11 protein-coding genes are annotated in these 15915 nt (G+C 61.6%); 3 read left to right on the plus strand and 8 right to left on the minus strand.

The genetic code is table 11. The features are described from left to right. Window positions 1-55: 55 nt before the first annotated feature. Window positions 56-643, plus strand: a complete 588-nt coding sequence (locus I2I01_RS01545; RefSeq protein ID WP_196284659.1) for a beta/alpha barrel domain-containing protein — start codon at window positions 56-58, stop codon at window positions 641-643. 126 nt (window positions 644-769) lie between these two features. Here the strand turns inward: I2I01_RS01545 and trmB are convergent, their stop codons facing one another. The 8 genes from trmB to I2I01_RS01585 all read right to left on the minus strand — a co-directional run bounded on the left by trmB (window position 770) and on the right by I2I01_RS01585 (window position 11475). Further along, complete coding sequence (trmB, locus tag I2I01_RS01550) at window positions 770-1435, minus strand: tRNA (guanosine(46)-N7)-methyltransferase TrmB (RefSeq protein ID WP_196284660.1); 666 nt, start codon at window positions 1433-1435, stop codon at window positions 770-772. Between the two features lie 71 nt (window positions 1436-1506). Beyond that, on the minus strand, window positions 1507-2814 hold the full coding sequence (locus I2I01_RS01555; RefSeq protein WP_196284661.1) for a bifunctional folylpolyglutamate synthase/dihydrofolate synthase: 1308 nt from the start codon (window positions 2812-2814) through the stop codon (window positions 1507-1509). A gap of 121 nt (window positions 2815-2935) precedes the next feature. Further along, on the minus strand, window positions 2936-3814 hold the full coding sequence (locus I2I01_RS01560) for a hypothetical protein (RefSeq protein ID WP_196284662.1): 879 nt from the start codon (window positions 3812-3814) through the stop codon (window positions 2936-2938). A 32-nt stretch (window positions 3815-3846) separates the two neighbouring features. After that, window positions 3847-4266 (minus strand): ExbD/TolR family protein, encoded by a 420-nt coding sequence (locus tag I2I01_RS01565; protein ID WP_196284663.1) that lies wholly within the window; start codon window positions 4264-4266, stop codon window positions 3847-3849. Window positions 4267-4353: 87 nt separating this feature from the next. Next, complete coding sequence (locus I2I01_RS01570) at window positions 4354-5046, minus strand: MotA/TolQ/ExbB proton channel family protein (protein WP_196284664.1); 693 nt, start codon at window positions 5044-5046, stop codon at window positions 4354-4356. 8 nt (window positions 5047-5054) lie between these two features. After that, a complete protein-coding gene (locus I2I01_RS01575) occupies window positions 5055-6296 on the minus strand; it encodes an HU domain-containing protein (protein ID WP_196284665.1) in 1242 nt (413 codons plus the stop codon). Between the two features lie 100 nt (window positions 6297-6396). Then, on the minus strand, window positions 6397-8184 hold the full coding sequence (locus I2I01_RS01580) for a TonB-dependent receptor (protein ID WP_196284666.1): 1788 nt from the start codon (window positions 8182-8184) through the stop codon (window positions 6397-6399). 36 nt (window positions 8185-8220) lie between these two features. Then, window positions 8221-11475 (minus strand): tetratricopeptide repeat protein, encoded by a 3255-nt coding sequence (locus I2I01_RS01585; RefSeq protein WP_196284667.1) that lies wholly within the window; start codon window positions 11473-11475, stop codon window positions 8221-8223. A 201-nt stretch (window positions 11476-11676) separates the two neighbouring features. Between I2I01_RS01585 and I2I01_RS01590 the strand changes: the two genes are divergently transcribed. After that, the gene (locus I2I01_RS01590) at window positions 11677-15066 is read left to right on the plus strand and encodes an SNF2-related protein (protein WP_196284668.1); all 3390 of its coding nucleotides are present in this window, start codon (window positions 11677-11679) and stop codon (window positions 15064-15066) included. Between the two features lie 300 nt (window positions 15067-15366). After that, window positions 15367-15906, plus strand: coding sequence for a DUF4136 domain-containing protein (locus I2I01_RS01595; RefSeq protein ID WP_196284669.1), 540 nt, complete (start codon window positions 15367-15369; stop codon window positions 15904-15906). Window positions 15907-15915: the final 9 nt, after the last annotated feature.

A 15915-nucleotide genomic window follows, 5' to 3' on the forward strand; every position in this document is an offset into this window, starting at 1 on the left:
CATCGCCCCTATCTTTTTACGACGGCCTCGCCGCCGCGCTCCTCGCTTTTCCCCAGTGCCTCACCTCGTTCCTCTCCTCATCCGCGGCATCAACAACCTCTCCGATGCCCGCTACTGCGCCGGCATGGGCGCCGACAAGTTCACCTTTATACTCGACCCCGCCCTGCCTGGCGCCCTTGACACCCGCACCGTGAAAGAACTGGCCGGCTGGGTAGCCGGTGTGGAACTAATTGGCGAATTTGACCGGCTCAGTGCCCCCGAAATCAACGCCGTAGCTGCTGATTGCAGCCTCGATGCCGTGCTGCTCCGCTCCTATCGTTCACCGGCTGAGTTGGCCGAAATTGCGCCGCCGGTGTACGTGGAACTGACCGACACGGACAACGTGCCCGAGGCGGCCTCTGCCGTCGTTGGCTGGGTACTGGAACTGAACGGGAAGGCTACCGAAGCGCCCGTTGCCGCTTTAAACCAGTTGGCGCAGGAGCGGCCGCTGTGGCTAGGCCCCGGCCTCCACCCCGAAAAGGCCCAGGCACTGGCAACGCAGCTGCCGCTGGCTGGGCTTTCTTTCCCCTCGGGTGATGAAGTGAAACCCGGCCTGCGTGATTTTGACCAGCTGGAAGCGGTTTTTGAAGCGTTGGAAGTATAGTAAGTTGCTCGACGTTTAGCAAATTCTATGAATAAAGCAGCGCCGGGGCCTGCCGTCATTGAACGTCCAGCTTAGGTGTCGTTCAATGACGGGCAGGCCCCGGCGCAATTTAATTAGACGTATCTCCTACGTCAGTCGGAACTGCACGTACTTTATGGGCACACCTATCGCCCGATACTTTCCCTCGAAATTAGTTTGAATGGCCTGCGTCTCGGTGAAAGCCGGGTCGGTTTCGGCGTAGAGGTCGCGGGTCAACCGCTCAATGCGGGCGCCGGGCTGAGCCGCCAGCGTTTCCAGCGTGTACTCAAAAAGGCCCTCGTTGTCGGTTTTGAGGTGGAGCAGGCCGCCCGGCGTTAGCAGCTGCTCATACAGGGCCAGAAAGCGTGGTGAGGTAAGCCGGCGCTTGATGTCGCGGTCGCGCGGGCGCGGGTCGGGAAACGTAATCCAGATTTCCGACAGCTCGCCCGGGCCAAACTGCGCTGCCAGCGCCTCGGCCCGCATCCGCACGAAGCCCACGTTGGTCAGGCCCATTTCCTCGGCGCGGGTGCTGCCGCGCCAGATGCGCTCGCCTTTGATGTCGAGGCCCAGAAAATTGCGTTGCGGGTGCCGCTGGGCCAGGCCCACGGTGTATTCGCCCTTGCCGCAGCCCACTTCTAAGGTCAGCGGGTGGGGTTCACGGAAAAAATCGGTGCGCCAGCGGCCACCAAGCTGCTCGTATTCAGGTTTGCCCGGCTCGATAATGTCGGGACGGGAAGCGTTGTCTTGAAAACGCTGAAGTTTAACGCGAGGCAAATTGAAAAATCAGTGAGGATGATGAATGAAAAGGAACAGGACCTGTCTGGTCTTATTCTTCCATTTTTTAATTATTGATAAAGCTCTTCAACTTCGGCCACCACAAAAGTGCTGCCGCCAATGAAGACTACATCCGCTGGCGCGGCGGCAGCGCGGGCGGCGGCCACGGCGGCCGGCACCGACGCGTAAGGCTGGCCCGCCAGGCCGAGTTCAGCGGCTTGCTGTGCCAGTTCGGGAGCCGGCAGGGCCCGTGGAATGTTGGCCGCGCAAAAATAGTAGGTCGCCTCCGGGGGCAACATAGCCAGCATACCCGCCACGTCCTTGTCATTCACGGTACCAATAACAAGGTGCAGGCGCTGGTGCGGCACGCGAAGCAGCTGGCGCATCACCATGCCCAGGCCGGCCGCGTTGTGGCCCGTATCGCACACCACTAGTGGGCGCTGGCCGAGAATGCTCCAGCGGCCCTTCAGCCCGGTGAGCTGCGTGACTTGCCGCAGGCCGGTACGCACAGCGGCCTCCGTGAGGCGGAAACCCAAGGCGCGCAATTCATCCAGCGTGGCCAGCACGCCGGGCAGGTTGTGCTGCTGGTAGTCGCCGGGCAGGCCCAGCTCAGCGTTGGGCAGGTAGGGCCGGCCGTGTTGCGTCACGTTCACGTGGCGCAGGCCGGTTTCCGGCACGGGCTCCCCAGAGAAAGTGGCCTGATATATCTGGTCAGCAAAAACGAGGTGGGCTAGCTTGCTAGCCGCTTCGCGCTCGAAGACGGGTGCAACTTCCGGCTGCGTCTGGCTGACCACAACGGGCACGCCGGGCTTGATGATGCCCGCTTTCTCGCCCGCGATTTCGGGCAGCGTGTTGCCTAGCAAGGCCTGGTGGTCGAAGCTGATGTTGGTGATGAGCGAGACCAGCGGCGTGATGATGTTCGTAGAATCGAACCGGCCGCCGAGCCCCACTTCGATGATGGCGATGTCGACCCGCTGCTCGGCAAAATAGGCGAAGGCCAGCGCCACGCACATCTCGAAAAACGACGGCTGCACTTGTTCAAATAAAGGCTTCCAGCGCGCCACCCAGTCCACCAGGTAGTCGGGCGGCAGCTCCTGCCCATTCACGCGGATGCGCTCCGTGAACTCGCGCAGGTGCGGCGAGGTGTAGAGCCCCACCTTGTAGCCGGCGGCTTGCAGTGCAGCCGCTAGCATATGCGAGCTGCTACCCTTGCCGTTGGTGCCCGCCACGTGCACGATCCGAAACTGGCGCTCCGGGTGGCCCAGCGCTTCGGCCAGGGCCAGCGTGTTGCCCAGCCCTTTCTTGAAGCCCGCCGCTCCCACGCGCTGAAACATGGGCAGTTGTTCGTAGAGGTAGGCCAGGGTTTCGGAATAGGTCATTGGTGCGCGGGCGCCAGCCCAAGGTGAACGGGCGATAAAATTACTAGCCAAGTACAGCTTGTCAATAAAAAAGCCCCGTCACCACACCGGCAACGGGGCTTCCAAATCAAATCGACGGCTTCTATTTAAATCGGTAAGTGATGAAGCCGGTGGCACCACCCGAGCCGGAATTGGTACGGCGGAACGTAGCGTTGAGCAGAGCATCGCGCACCAGTCGCTCCTGGGCCGGCGACACGTTGCCCGAAACTTTGGTCACGCTTTCCACATCGCCTTCCTCCGATATTTTTATCTTGAATCGGATAATACCAGGGTTGTCGTCGATGGACTCCGGGCGCGGAGTGCTCTCAAACGCCCAGCCGCTCATCTCCAGGCCGCCGCTGCCGGGGCTGCTGCCCGAGCCACCGCGGCCGGGGTTACCGTACAGCGCCTTGGCGTCGAGCGAGCCGTTGGGGTCGCCTTGGTCGCCCACGGCGCCGGGACGGTCGCCGTTGTTATTGCCGGTAGGCGCATTGCTGCTGCCATTTACGCCGTTACCTCCGCCGGTGGCGCTGCCTTTAGGCGAGAACGTAACGGCCACCTGTCGCTTGGGCTTGGGTGCCACTTTCACTTCTTCCTTGGGCGGAGCGGGCGTTTCGACGGGTGGCGCTGCCACGGGGCTTTCCTCGGCTTCGCTGGTCACAATTTTTTCCTGCGAGGGCGGCGTGGGGTCGGGCGTGGCGGCCGCGGCGGGGCGCGGCTGCGGGTCGGGGCTGGCAACGGGCGGACGGCTGTCTTGGCGGTTGGGCGAGTTGTTGGCCGTTGCCATACTCTGCACGTCGCCCGAGCCGGCTTCGTCGAGGCCGTAGTTCAGCTCGACGCCGTCGCCCCCGGCCAACGGGGCCAGCGGCGGGTTCGGCCCCTTAAACACCATGAACATGAACAGCAGCAACAGCACCCCGTGAACAACCAGGGTGCCAATCAGGCCTTCGCGCCGGTGCGGTTCTCGATAGTCAATTGCCATGGAAATGATACGCTGAATGCGTCGAAATCGTCTTACTTGCCCGCGGCCTGTTGGGCCTGCGTGGCCATCACCATTTTCAGCTTGAGGCGGTTGCCTATTTCCAGAATGTCAACCAGCTTCTGAACGTTCAACGAGTTATCCACCCGCAGCACCACGGTGGGCTGCTCGGTGCTGGGCACGTTACCAACCAGGGCCACCAGTTCCGACTCAATGGCCGTGGGGTTCACCGGCTTTTTGTTGACGTAGTAGGTACCGGCTGCATCCACCGACACGGTGATTGGCTGCTTCATCACCTGCTTGCTTGATTTAGCATTTGGCAGCAACAGCTTAATAACGTTGGGGTTAACCAGCGTCGACGCAATCAAAAAGAACAACATCAGGAAGAACATGATGTCGTTCATGGCCCCGGTTTCGACGTGCGAGGTGAGGCGATGGCGGCGGGAAAGATTCATTGTTTTTTAGCTGCAAGCTATAAGCCGCAAGCTGCAAGCACAGCCTTAATTGGCTTATAGCTTGCGGCTTGCGGCTTGCGGCTTAGATTAATTATCCTGCAGAATGTCCATGAACTCGATGGCCGAGTTTTCCATGCGGAACACCATGCGCTCCACAAGGATGCTGAGCCAGTGGTAGCCCACGTGGGCGATGATGCCGACAATGAGGCCCGTGGCCGAGGTAACCAGCTTCACGTAGAGGCCGTCGGCCACCTGCGGGATGCCGAACTCTTTGGTAGCGGCAATGGAGTAGAAAATCTTGATAACGCCGATGATGGTACCCACGAAGCCAATCATGGGCGCGATGCCGGCGATGATGCCCAGGATGCTGATGTTTTTTTCAAGGCGGGCGATTTCAATCTTGCCCACGTTTTCCACGCTGGTTTCGATTTCCTTGAGCGGCAGGCCGATGCGGCGCAGGCCCTTTTCCACCATGCGGGCCAGCGGCGAGGCCGTTTGGGCGCACAGCAGCTTGGCGCCGGCCAGGTCGCCCTTCACCATGAGCGAGCGGATGCCGTTCATGAATGTGTCGGGGTCGCCGGCGGCGCGGCGGATGGTGAAGTAGCGCTCGATGATGATGTAAACCGAAAGGATGGACAGCGCCACCAGCGGAATCATAATCCAGCCGCCGCGCATCAGGAGGTCGATGACGGGGACACTGGTATCGGCAACGGGGGCAGCGGCAACAGCAGTAGCGGTATCGACAGCGGCGGGCGCCACTTGCAGGAGGAATGCGGACATGCGGGGAGTTAGAATTTCAGGGTGTTGTAGTCGCAGTGCGTGCTGATGCGCAGGCGCTGGGCTTCGCGCTGAGCCGAAGGCAGGTCGGCATAGTCGCCGGCCGTGAGGCGGAACAGGCGGCTGCCCGGGGGCGGCAGAATGATGCGCGCCTTGTGGCCGGCATGAGCCAGGTTTTTGCGGCCCTTCTCGGCGTTGGCCAAAGTGGTGTAGGCGGCGGCGATGACGTAGTAACGGCCGGTGCGGTATTTAATTGTCGTGGCGGGTGCGGCGGGGGCTTTGGCCACGGGCGCGGCGGGCGTAGTCGCAACGGGCTCCACTTTGGGGGCGGGCGATGTAGCAGTTTTTTCAGCCAATTTGGAAGCAGCCGGAGCTTCAGCTTTGCTTCCTGCTTTGGAATCTGTAGCAACGACTGGTGCGGGTGTCGCATTGGCGGGGCCTTCCGTTGCTGACGCCTCGGTAGCGGGTGCTTCGGGCAGCGTGGCTACCGGAGCAACGCTGGTGGCCGAGGTGGTAGCGGCTGAGGTCTCCACCGGCGTCATCCCTTCCGTGGGAAGAGAGTTGTCGCCGAAGCTGTGCTGGGCTAGGGTGGCCTGCTGGGGCTCCGTAGCAGAGACAGTCGCGGACGAGCTGGGTTGCCACTCTACCTTGGGTAACTGGACCTGCCAGCGAGAAGCCACGTAGCCCCGGTTCTGCAGAAACTGGTAATTGGCCAGAATCAACAAGCTCGCGGCTACGGCAATAATGCTGCCGGGCAACAGGCGGGCCAGCCGCGTGCGCCGGGCGCCAGCCCCGCGCAAAACCGGTTGCGGACGCTTGTCGCGCGCGCTGGCCGCCCGCACGGGCCGGGCTACTAACTCGGGCAAGCCAAAGGCAGAAGCCAGCAGGTTGTCGGTGCCGGTGTACTCGAAAGCCAGCCCCCGGCCAGCGGCCCGGCGGAAAATGCCGATGCCAGGCAGCTCGGTGCGGTTGGTTTCGTCAAGCTCCTTTTTGAGGCCGGCCACGGCGGCGCGCACGGCTTCGCGAGCCTGGGAAATAGGCATGCCCAGGTGCTGGCTGAGGGCATCGACCAGCAGGCCGTCGTTGCGGGTCAGGGCCTGGTTGAAGGCCACCAGCTTGGTGGGCGGGCTCAGGGCCTGGCGGCCGGGCTGAGCGCGGGCCGGCGATGCATCGGCCACGAGGCCCCCAAAATCCGGAATAATCACGCAGTCGTGGTCGCGGAGCAAGGGGCGGATGTGGTCGGCTAGATGCATTTTGGGGTCTTGAGGACTCGGGGCCTTGGGTGCTTAGATTATGGAGCGTCGGTGGTTAAAAACCAAGTTCCCAAGACCCCAAGTACCTAAGACCCAAATTTTAAAAGGAATAGCTCGCGCCGCCAATCACGTTGATGCCCTTCACCGGATAGCCGTAGAAGCGCTGGTACTGGCGGTTTGCGAGGTTATTACCCATTACAAAGATGGATATTTTTGGCGTAATGCGGTAATCGGCGCGCAGATTCAGGTCGATAATCGGGTCGGTGGCGCGGTAAAAATCGGCCGTCCGGAAAGGGCTCGCCGTGGTGGCTTGCCGGTAGCTGATGCCATAGCTAGCCGAGTAGAAATAGCCTTCCACGCCCACCATCAGCTTCTCAAACACGTTGTAAGTGCCAAACACCGAGCCCTGAAACTCGGGCCGGTGGAAAGGCTGCGGCAAGTTTTTGAGGGCGTACTTGTTGTAATCCATGCGTGTGCCGAGGCGGAATTTTTCGGCCGCGTTGTAGAGCAGCTCGCCGTGGATGTTGAGCACGCCCGTGGCGTTCTGGTCATACACCAAGTCGAACCGGGACGGGTCGATGGCATTGTTCGCATAGAAGTACAGGTTGCGGTCACGCGCATACGTAGCCTTTACGTTGAACTCCAGCCCGCGGGCGGGCGTGGACGTGAAACCGGCATAAATAGTGGGGCCGCGGTGGGTATCAGCCACGTTCAGGCCACGGTTCAGCCAGGGGTTTTCGGTGCTCAGGTCGTAGCGCGTCACGCGCTGCAGGGCGCCGCCCAGGCCGGCGTACACCATGAACTTCTCGGGCTCGATGGTGTAGCCGAGGCGCACGGCCGGGTAAATCACCCCCTTGCTTACGCTGGTGGCCGTGTCGGACGAGTAGCCCACCGTGGCGCCCACCGAGAAGGCAATGTTGTTGCGCAGAAACTCGTAGGCCGGCGTGGCCTGCACGAAGGTGCGCGTCCGCGACACCTGCTCCGTGGGCGCGGGCTGCAGGCGGGTAGCCACCGGAAGGTCTTTCTCCGAGATAAAGGAAGCGTCGGCATTCAGCGTGATGCGGCTCGACTCGCCCAGCGCGTAGCCCACTTTAGCGTTGAGGCGCACATCGTTTTCATTGGCCGCGAAAACGTCGTTCCAGAAGCGGTAGCCCAGGCTGGCGTCGTATTGCAGCTGCTGCTCGGGGTCGCGGTTGTGGGCGTAAGCCTTCACACCGAAGCGGTTGAATACCTGCTTGATGTCGCTGTTCTCGGGCGTGACGAAGGCTGCACCATTGGCGGCCTTTTCATAGCCGTAGAAGTTGTACCGCTCGCGGCCCAGGTCGAGGTTTGCGCCGAAGGCGGCGGTGCCCCGGTACAACTCGCCCATGAGTTGGGCGCTGGTTTCGGCTACGCCGGAGTTTTTGCCGTCCACGGGCCCGTTCAGGGAGTTGACGTGCTTAATGTCCAGGCCGTAGGCGTGGTCGGTGTTGCGGGTGCTGTGGAAATAGCCGCGCCCGTAAAACGTGCCGTAGTTGCCGATGCCCACCTTCACGAGGTTGCCGGTGAGCGGCGTGGGTTCCTCGGCCCGGATGGTGAGCACCTTCACCGAAGGGTTGAGCCGGTTGGCGGGCAGGCGGAAATCCGGGAAAGTATAGCTGACCTTGCGCTCCACCTTAGGCGGTTCGGGCAGCGCGATTTTGCTGAAGTTGCGGGTGGCGACGGGCAACTGGTTGGCCCGGTCCGTCACGATTTCAATCTCAGCCTCTTCAATCTTGCCCGAGGTTCTGGGCTTGGTGGGCTGGGCCAGGGCGGCCGGGGCCGCACCAGCTACCAGGGCCGCGGCCAGCGCCCAGCCCGCGCCCCGGCGGGCTTGCGGCAAACGATTAATTGTCAACAAACGCTTCATCAGCAAATGATTAGTCAATGAGAAAATACGCCGGGCTTAGCGCTGGGTGGCCGTGTCGGCTGGGGCCGTGGTGGTGCCGCGCAGGTTGGTGCGGGGCACGGCGGCTTTGCCCTTGGCCGGGGCCGGCGTGGTGGCGGGCTTGGTAGCCGGCGTGGTGGCTTTGGTCGGCGCGGGGGTTTTGGCCGGTGATTTGGCGGGCGTTTTGGGGGCGGGCTTGGCCGGCTCGGTTTCCTCGGGCTGGTCGGCGCCCAGCGTTTTCAGGCGCTGCTTGGCGGCTTCCACCACCTCGGCCACCGGGAAATTGTTGTCGATGAGCGAATTCAGGGTGCCACGGGCCTGGAAGTTGTCGCCCTCAGCTGCGTACACGTCGGCCACCAGCAGGAAGGCCCGGCCCTGCCACAGCGCGTAGCTGCTGTAGCTGGAATTCACTTTTAGCGCGGCGGCAATGGCTTCCTCGTTTTTCTTCTGCTTGAACAGCGTCTGGGCCAGAAAATACTGGGCTTCGGCGCCGTTCACGTCGTTGGGCGCGGCGGCCACGGCGGCGGCCAGTTCGGTGGCGGCCTGGTCGTAGTTTTCGGTGCGGTAGCTGGCCTTGCCTAGGTAAAGCAAGGCGGCGTTGGTGGCATTGGCGGTGGCGCCGGCCTGGGCGCGTAGTTCCTCGGCCGCGCGGCGGGTGCCGGCGTAGTCGCCGGTTTCGTAGAGGCTGCGCATCAGGCCCAGGGTGGCGTTGGCCACCTCGCGGCGGTTGGTGCTGGCGCCGCGCAGGCGCTCGTAGTACTTGGCGGCCTCGGCGTAATTCTTGTTTTCGTATTCGAGGTCGGCCAGGCGGCCCACGGCGCGGTTCACAAACTCGCTCTTGCCCTCGGTCACCACGTCGCGCAGGCGGGTCAGGCCCTGCTGACGGTCGCCGGTTTTCACGTACGAATCGGCCAGGAAAAAGCGGGCGTCCGGCCCCAGGGCCGACTGCGGGTACTGCTTCAAGTACGACTCCAGGCGCAGGATGGCCGGCTTATATTTCTCAGCCAGATACAGCGACTTCGCCGCTTCAAACTCCACGCTCTCGGTGGCCTTGCTGTCGGGGTTTTGCAGCTTGAACGATGCCAGCGCGGCGTCGAACTCCTCGGTGCGGCCCAGGGCGGTGAGGCTTTCCTGCAGGCTGTAGATGGCCTGCGAGGCAGCCTCGCTGCGTGGGTAGTCGGTCAGCACTTTCTGGAAGTCGGCCACGGCCTTGTCCTGCTGCTCGAGGTTGGCGTAGGCCACACCGCGCTTCTGCAGCGCCTGCGGGATGAGGGCGCTGTTAGGTCGGTTGGCGATGAGGCGGGTGAAGCCATCGACGGCCGGCTGGTATTCCCCGGCCTCGAACGCCAACTGCGCCTGTTGGAACACCGCTTCCTCAGCGTAACGCGAGTTCGGGCTGGTTTTGAGCAGCGCGGCCAGGGTGCTATTGGCTTCCTCGCGGCGGCCCATCAGGCCCAGCGTGCGGCCCTTCTGATAATAGGCGTAGTCCTTGTCAGCCGCGTTGGCCTTGATGACCTTGTCGTAGAGGTCGAGCGCCTGCGGGTAGCTTTTGGCGATGTAATAAGTATCGGCCAGGCGCAGGGTGGCGTCGTAGTAGTTGGGGTCGTCGGGCTTGGCCGCCGCGTCGCTCAGGAAGGCGTTGAATTGCGGGCGGGCCTTATCGTACTGCTTGGTGTTGTAATAGGCGTAGCCCAGACCGTAGCGGGCCTTCTGCTCGAAATCCTTTTCCTCGGCGCTCACGCCGCCCTGCCGGGCCGAGCGGGCCGCCGCTACGTAGGCCGTGATGGCATCGGGGTACTGCTGGCCCACGCTGAAAATCTCACCGCGCAGCACCTGGGCGGCGGCGCGCAGGGCATCATCCGAAGGAAATTTCAGCGACTTGTCCAGCAAAGGCAGCGCCTCGGCGTAGTTGCCGTTGTTGTAAAGCGTGGCGGCTTGGGAATAAGCCACGCGCTGGTAGGTAGCGTCAAGTTGGGCACTCCGGTCGTCGATGCTTTCAAGGTAGGTCAGCGCCTGGCTGTAGTCGGTCGAGGACAAAAAGCTTTTGCTTAGCAAATCGTCCACCACCGGCTGGTTTTTCGAGCGCGGAAATTTCTTGCGGAAGTCGCGCAGCACGGCAATGGTTTCGGGCAGGTTGCCCAGCTCGTACTGCACCTGGCCCAGCTTGAGGGTGGCGTTTTCGGCAATATTCTTGTCGAATGTGGCCTGGCGGGCAGCGTCGAAGGCCGTCACGGCCTGGGGCTTCTGGTTGGTCTGGATATAGCTCAACCCCAGGTGGTAGGCAGCATTCTGGCCCAGCGAGTCGCGGCGCACGGCCACGTTGCGCAGGCTGGCGATGGCGCCCTTGAAGTCGCCCATCTTGTAGTTAGCAAAGCCAATCTTGTACTCCAGCGCCGGCTCAATCTTGCCCTTGTGCAGGCTGGCGTACTTGTCGAAGTTTTCGGCGGCTTCCTTATACTGGCCCTTCTGGTAGTAGGCGTCGCCGAGCAGCAGCTGGATTTCGTCGGCGTTCTGCGGCGGCGGGGTGTTTTGCAAGGCCTTGGTCGCGTAGCCGATGAGGCCGTCGTAGTTTCCCTCGCGGTAATAAATCTGGGTCATCACGGCCGGCACCACGGGCTTGTAGGCGTCGTTTTGCTCAGCCACGGAGAGGTCGGCGCGGGCGGCGGCGTAGTCCCCGGCGCGGTAGCCCAGGTAGCCGGCGTAGTAGGAGCTGGCGTATTTGTACTGGCTCTGCACCTGCTTGTTGCGGTCGAAGAGCAGGCGGGCCTTTTCGTAGTCCTTCTGCTCGAAGTAGCTGTAGGCCAGCTTGAAGTCGGATTCGGCGCGCTGGTCGTTGCTCAGGTTGTCGGGCGCTACCTTGGCGAAGTAGCGGATGGCCGACTCGTAGTTTTTCTGGTCGAAGTAGAACTTACCCAGTTCGAAATAGGCCGAGGCGGCGCGCGGGTGCGCCGGGTGGCGGGCCGCAAAATCCAGAATCAGGCCCTCGGCGTCGGGGTGCGAGAGGTAGAGGCCGCTCACGGCATAGTAGTACTCGGCATCGGCGGTGCGGTCGCCGGCATTGGGCCCGGCCATGCTGCTGTGCACCGGCTCAATGGCCAGGTACTGCCGAAACGCCTCCTGGGCCGCGCCGTACTGCCCGCGGTCGAACAGCTCTAACCCTTCCTGAAAATGACGTTCGTCGGAGGCAAAAACCTGGGTTTGCTGGGCCTGGGCCGCGTAGGGCGCCGCGGCGCTCAGCGTGGCGGCCAGCGCCAGCCGGGGAAATAGCTTCATGAAAATACCTGTCGTGGAGGGGCCGCACCGGGCCCGGGAACTCGCCAAAAGTAGCGATAAAAGCCCGTAGGTTGCCCAGGCAACGCAGAAACGCGGCTTTCATTGTTGATAGGTAAGCGTGTAAGACATGAGTACCCACTATGGCCTTATATATTGCGAAGCTTCGGAAAGTCAAAAAGTCTTCTCCTCTACCACTACGCAATGCCGTTCCATCATCGCCGCCCCAAGCTGCCAAAACTGCAGCCCCCCGCTCCTGCGTTGTTCACCGATTCCGGCGAAAGCGCGATGCCTACCCGCATGACGTGGCCCGACCACTCAAAATTTCCGGTGAACTACCCACCTGAACGGCGGCAGGTGTTTCCGCTGCTCGAAGCCGACTTGCGCGCCTCACCGGATTTCCTAGCCGTTACGGGCTTCACTTCGCTTAGCTTCATAATCGAACTGTTTGGGCTCATCGACTTGCCCGAAGGCCATCGGGTACGGCTAACGCTAGGATTTGCCCCGGAGGGCCGAGCCCGTAAAAACTGGCCTAAGGTGGCAGTGGCGCAGGAAATTCGCAACTATTGGCTGGAACGGCGATTTTCCATCATCCAGCTTGGAGCAGTATTGCGCACGGCCCAGCTACTGCGCGAAGGCCGGCTGCAAGTTCGGGCAGCCGACCACCTGCACGCCAAAATCTATATTGGGGCCGAACATGCGACGGTGGGCTCCAGCAACCTCAGCGACAACGGTACGCGTTATCAGCCGGAAGCTAACCTACGCGTGGCCCGTACCAGCGCGCATTTGCACGAGCGAGAACAGTACGATGACTGCAAACTGGCGGCCACAAACTTCTGGGATAGCAGCACGACTTACACCCCGGCTTTGCTCGAACTACTGGAAAAGCTCATCCAGCCTACTTCTTGGCAGGAAGCACTGGCCCGGGCCGTGGCCGAGTTGCGCCGGGGCAAATGGCTTGCTAAAATCGAGCAATTGCTTTGGGAGGCGAAGGCCATTCCCTTGTGGCCGTCGCAACGCGACGGCCTAGCGCAAGCCCTGCTTATCCTGCACGCACAGGGCAACGTACTGATTGCCGACCCTACAGGCTCTGGCAAAACACGACTTATAAGCACGCTGCGGTTGGCGCTCATGCAACAGCTGATTGAGCGCGGACACGGCTCCCGCGCCAATGTGGTGGTGGTGTCGCCTCCGGCCGTGTGCGAAGACTGGCTAACTGAGTTGCGCGACGTGGGAATGCTCAGCGCCTACCCTGTGTCGATGGGCAAGCTGAGTAACCCCAAGCAGCCTTCTTACCTTAAGGCTCGCGCCGATTTGGCCCTGGCCGATATTCTCATTGTGGACGAGGCCCACCGGTTCATTCGGGCCACTTCCAACCGCAGCGAGGCCCTGGGAGCCCATGCCGGGCAGTACGCCATTCTGGCAACAGCCACTCCTATCAACCAGCGCCCACAAGACTTGCTTCGCCTGCTAGAATTGCTAGACGTTGACAACCTGCCCGACGACCAACTCGCGGCTTATAAACGCTTGTGGCAATCACGCTTCGGCACCATCAACCGCAACATGCTGGGGCAGCTCCGCGACTACGTGCGGCAGTTTCTGGTTCGGCGCACCAAGCGGCAGCTTAACGAGAACATTGCGCTGGAGCCGGACGCGTACCGCAACCGCTTGGGCGAACGTTGCCGCTTCCCTCTTGCAGTTGGCGAATGGTACCAGGTGGAAAGCAGTGCGGAAGACCTGGCCCGCATAGCGCAGATTAATCAACTGGCCACCCAGCTTCGCGGTTTGTTGCACCTGCGGCGCGTACGGCCGCCGGTTTACTCGCTCAATACGGAAGCGGAAATCCGGGAATATTTTACCCAGCAGGTCCGACTGGCCTCGCACTTGAATGAATACCTGGTCCGCCACCGGCTGCGCTCTTCCACGCCCGCATTGCTGGAACTGATTTACGGCACGGCGGAAGCGGCCGAATACAACGGTGGTTTTCAGACCACCAAAAAGCCCACGGGCAACATGATTGGCCGACTACGTGGTGTTTTACAAGGCGAGCCGGGCCGGCTGCTGCCGCGCATCAACGCCGTCTTCAATCCCAAATGGTTTCCAGAACAGCAATGGTTGTGGGACAGGGACGCCTACGTGCAGGCTTGCGAAGACGAAATGGCTACTTACGAAGCCATCGGAACCTTGGCGCGCCAGTTGCAACCCAGCCGCGAGCACAGCAAAGCCCGGTTACTATACGGGCTGCTGGCGACGCACCCGTTGGTGCTGGCTTTTGACCAACGGCTTATTACATTAGACTACCTGCGTCACCTGATTGACCAAGCGGACAGACCTTCCGTCACGGCTTACGTAGTAAGCGGCCACGATAAGAAAGCCCAGGCTCAACTGCGCAGCGACTTTGCCCTCGGTTCGGCCAAAAAACAAACGGTAGCCCTTTGTTCCGATGCCGTTGCGGAGTCCATTAACCTGCAGCAGGCGTCGGCCATCGTGCTGCTCGACATGCCCGGCGTGCTACGGCTGGCTGAGCAGCGGCAGGGCCGGGTCGAACGCCTCGACAGCCCCCACACCACCATTAACATTTTCTGGCCTCGCGACCCGGAATTGCTGCAGCTCAACGCCGACCAGCGTCTGCGCGAAGTCATTGGCGTGGCCCACGCGCTCATTGGCGGTAACCTGGACCTGCCTACCGAGCCTGAGGCCTTAGTTCATTCCGACGAAATATTGGGCGAAGAAGAGCTATTCGACGCCCTACGGCCCGAAGCGGTTGCGCAACGGGAAGCCAGCCAGTGGGCTGGCCTCACCGACAGCTTTCAGTTGGTGCGCGAATTGGTAGAAGGCCCCACGGCGCTGGTACCGCCCGAGGTGTACGCGCAGGTAGCAGACCTGACCGCCGGGGCCTTGTGCCGCATCAACCTGTTGGCCAGCCCTACCCCGTGGAGCTTTTTTGCCTTGCCCGGCGAAGCTAGCCGTCCTCCCCGATGGGTGCTGTGGCGGCCCAACGCTGAGCCAAACTTCACCACCGACCTGCGCACCATCTGTACCCATCTGCGCGAAACCCTTCGCCCCGACTCGGTGGCGGTGAGTGTATTCGACCCAGCGGTGCAGGCGCATCTGCAAGCCCAGGTTATCCTGTTCCGCCAAGCCGAGCGCGCACTATTGCCGCCCCGCAAAGCCCGGGCCCTGAAAGTAATGGAGTTTTTAATTAAGCACCAGGTCAAATCGGCGCGGGCCGGGTCCGAGCGCGCAAATTTATTGAAGCAAGCGGAGGGGCTGTTCGGTGATATTTCGCCTACCACTTCTGCCGCTTCCGAAACAGTACCGGACTACGACGACCTTGCTCATCGTTGCCTGAATTTATTACGGCCAGCGCTTCAGTCGCTACGCGAACGCCCACGCCGACCACGCCAGAAGCGCCCGCTGATAACCTTAAATTCGCTCCGGCAGGAACCGGAAACATTTCCCGAACTAAGCGAAACTACGTTAACGAATCTACTGGCTGGCGTGCGCGAGATACCTGCGGCTGACTACCGGGTAGTGGCTTGCATAGTAGGCATCATCGTGGAAGCGACAGCCACAGATTCTGTTGACGAATAATCAGTTTCTTGAATTTTACTTTCCACCTAGCTCGCGCCCGCTGCCTAGGCCCGCTGTTGGCCGGTTTCTGGCCACTACTTGCTATGCAGGCTAGTTATGTGTCCCAGGCCACGGACCTGCCAATTGATAGGTATTCATTTCCCCACTGTTTGCCCCAGCCCCGTTATTACTTGGTTCGCACCTTGCAGACCGCGGCAGGCAGCAACTGGCGCGGCAGCCGAAAGGGCCGTGACGAAGCCAGCAAGGTTGACCATCAGTCGGGAGGAACGTATAGGTGAACCTACTCCACTCCTCCCGCCCGTGAAAACCTACTTCCTCCTGCTCCTGCTGGCCCTCGGGGGCTGTGCCGCCGAACAAGTACAGCACACCGAGCAAGCGCCCAACGTTGATTTCAAGAGCTACAAAACCTATAATTTCTTAGATGTAACGGCCCGAAACGAGGCCGCATTCCAAGGCCCTGGCACCGGTATCGAAATCCTCAAGCAAGCCATTGGCCGTGAAATGCAGCGGCGCGGCTACCAGCCCTCGGCTTCACCCGATTTGCTGGTGAACATTGGTGTGGTCACGCAGGACAAGGTGCAAACCCGCGAAACCAGCCTGCGTGACGCCCCCATCTACCTTGGGCAGCGCAACTACCACTGGCAGAGTCAGGACGTGGTGGTGGGCCGCTACGAAGAAGGCACCGCCACGGTCGAGGTTGTGGATGCCGCCCGGCAGGAGCTTATCTGGCAAGGCTCGGTAAAGAGCGTGCTCAGCCCCAAGGCCGACAAGCTCACCAAGCGCATTGATGACGCCGTGGCTGCCTTGTTTGAGAAGTTTCCGGTTCAGCCCTCGAAATAGCCCGCGTCC

The organism is Hymenobacter properus, from assembly GCF_015694735.1.
Classification (GTDB): Bacteria; Bacteroidota; Bacteroidia; order Cytophagales; family Hymenobacteraceae; genus Hymenobacter; species Hymenobacter properus.

Bases quoted from the DNA above. Each gene is read 5' to 3' on its own strand.
- I2I01_RS01570 (WP_196284664.1), bottom strand. From the start codon at position 5,046: ATGTCCGCATTCCTCCTGCAAGTGGCGCCCGCCGCTGTCGATACCGCT.
- I2I01_RS01590 (WP_196284668.1), top strand. From the start codon at position 11,677: ATGCCGTTCCATCATCGCCGCCCCAAGCTGCCAAAACTGCAGCCCCCC.
- I2I01_RS01555 (WP_196284661.1), bottom strand. From the start codon at position 2,814: ATGACCTATTCCGAAACCCTGGCCTACCTCTACGAACAACTGCCCATG.
- I2I01_RS01565 (WP_196284663.1), bottom strand. From the start codon at position 4,266: ATGAATCTTTCCCGCCGCCATCGCCTCACCTCGCACGTCGAAACCGGG.
- I2I01_RS01575 (WP_196284665.1), bottom strand. From the start codon at position 6,296: ATGCATCTAGCCGACCACATCCGCCCCTTGCTCCGCGACCACGACTGC.
- I2I01_RS01580 (WP_196284666.1), bottom strand. From the start codon at position 8,184: ATGAAGCGTTTGTTGACAATTAATCGTTTGCCGCAAGCCCGCCGGGGC.
- I2I01_RS01560 (WP_196284662.1), bottom strand. From the start codon at position 3,814: ATGGCAATTGACTATCGAGAACCGCACCGGCGCGAAGGCCTGATTGGC.
- I2I01_RS01585 (WP_196284667.1), bottom strand. From the start codon at position 11,475: ATGAAGCTATTTCCCCGGCTGGCGCTGGCCGCCACGCTGAGCGCCGCG.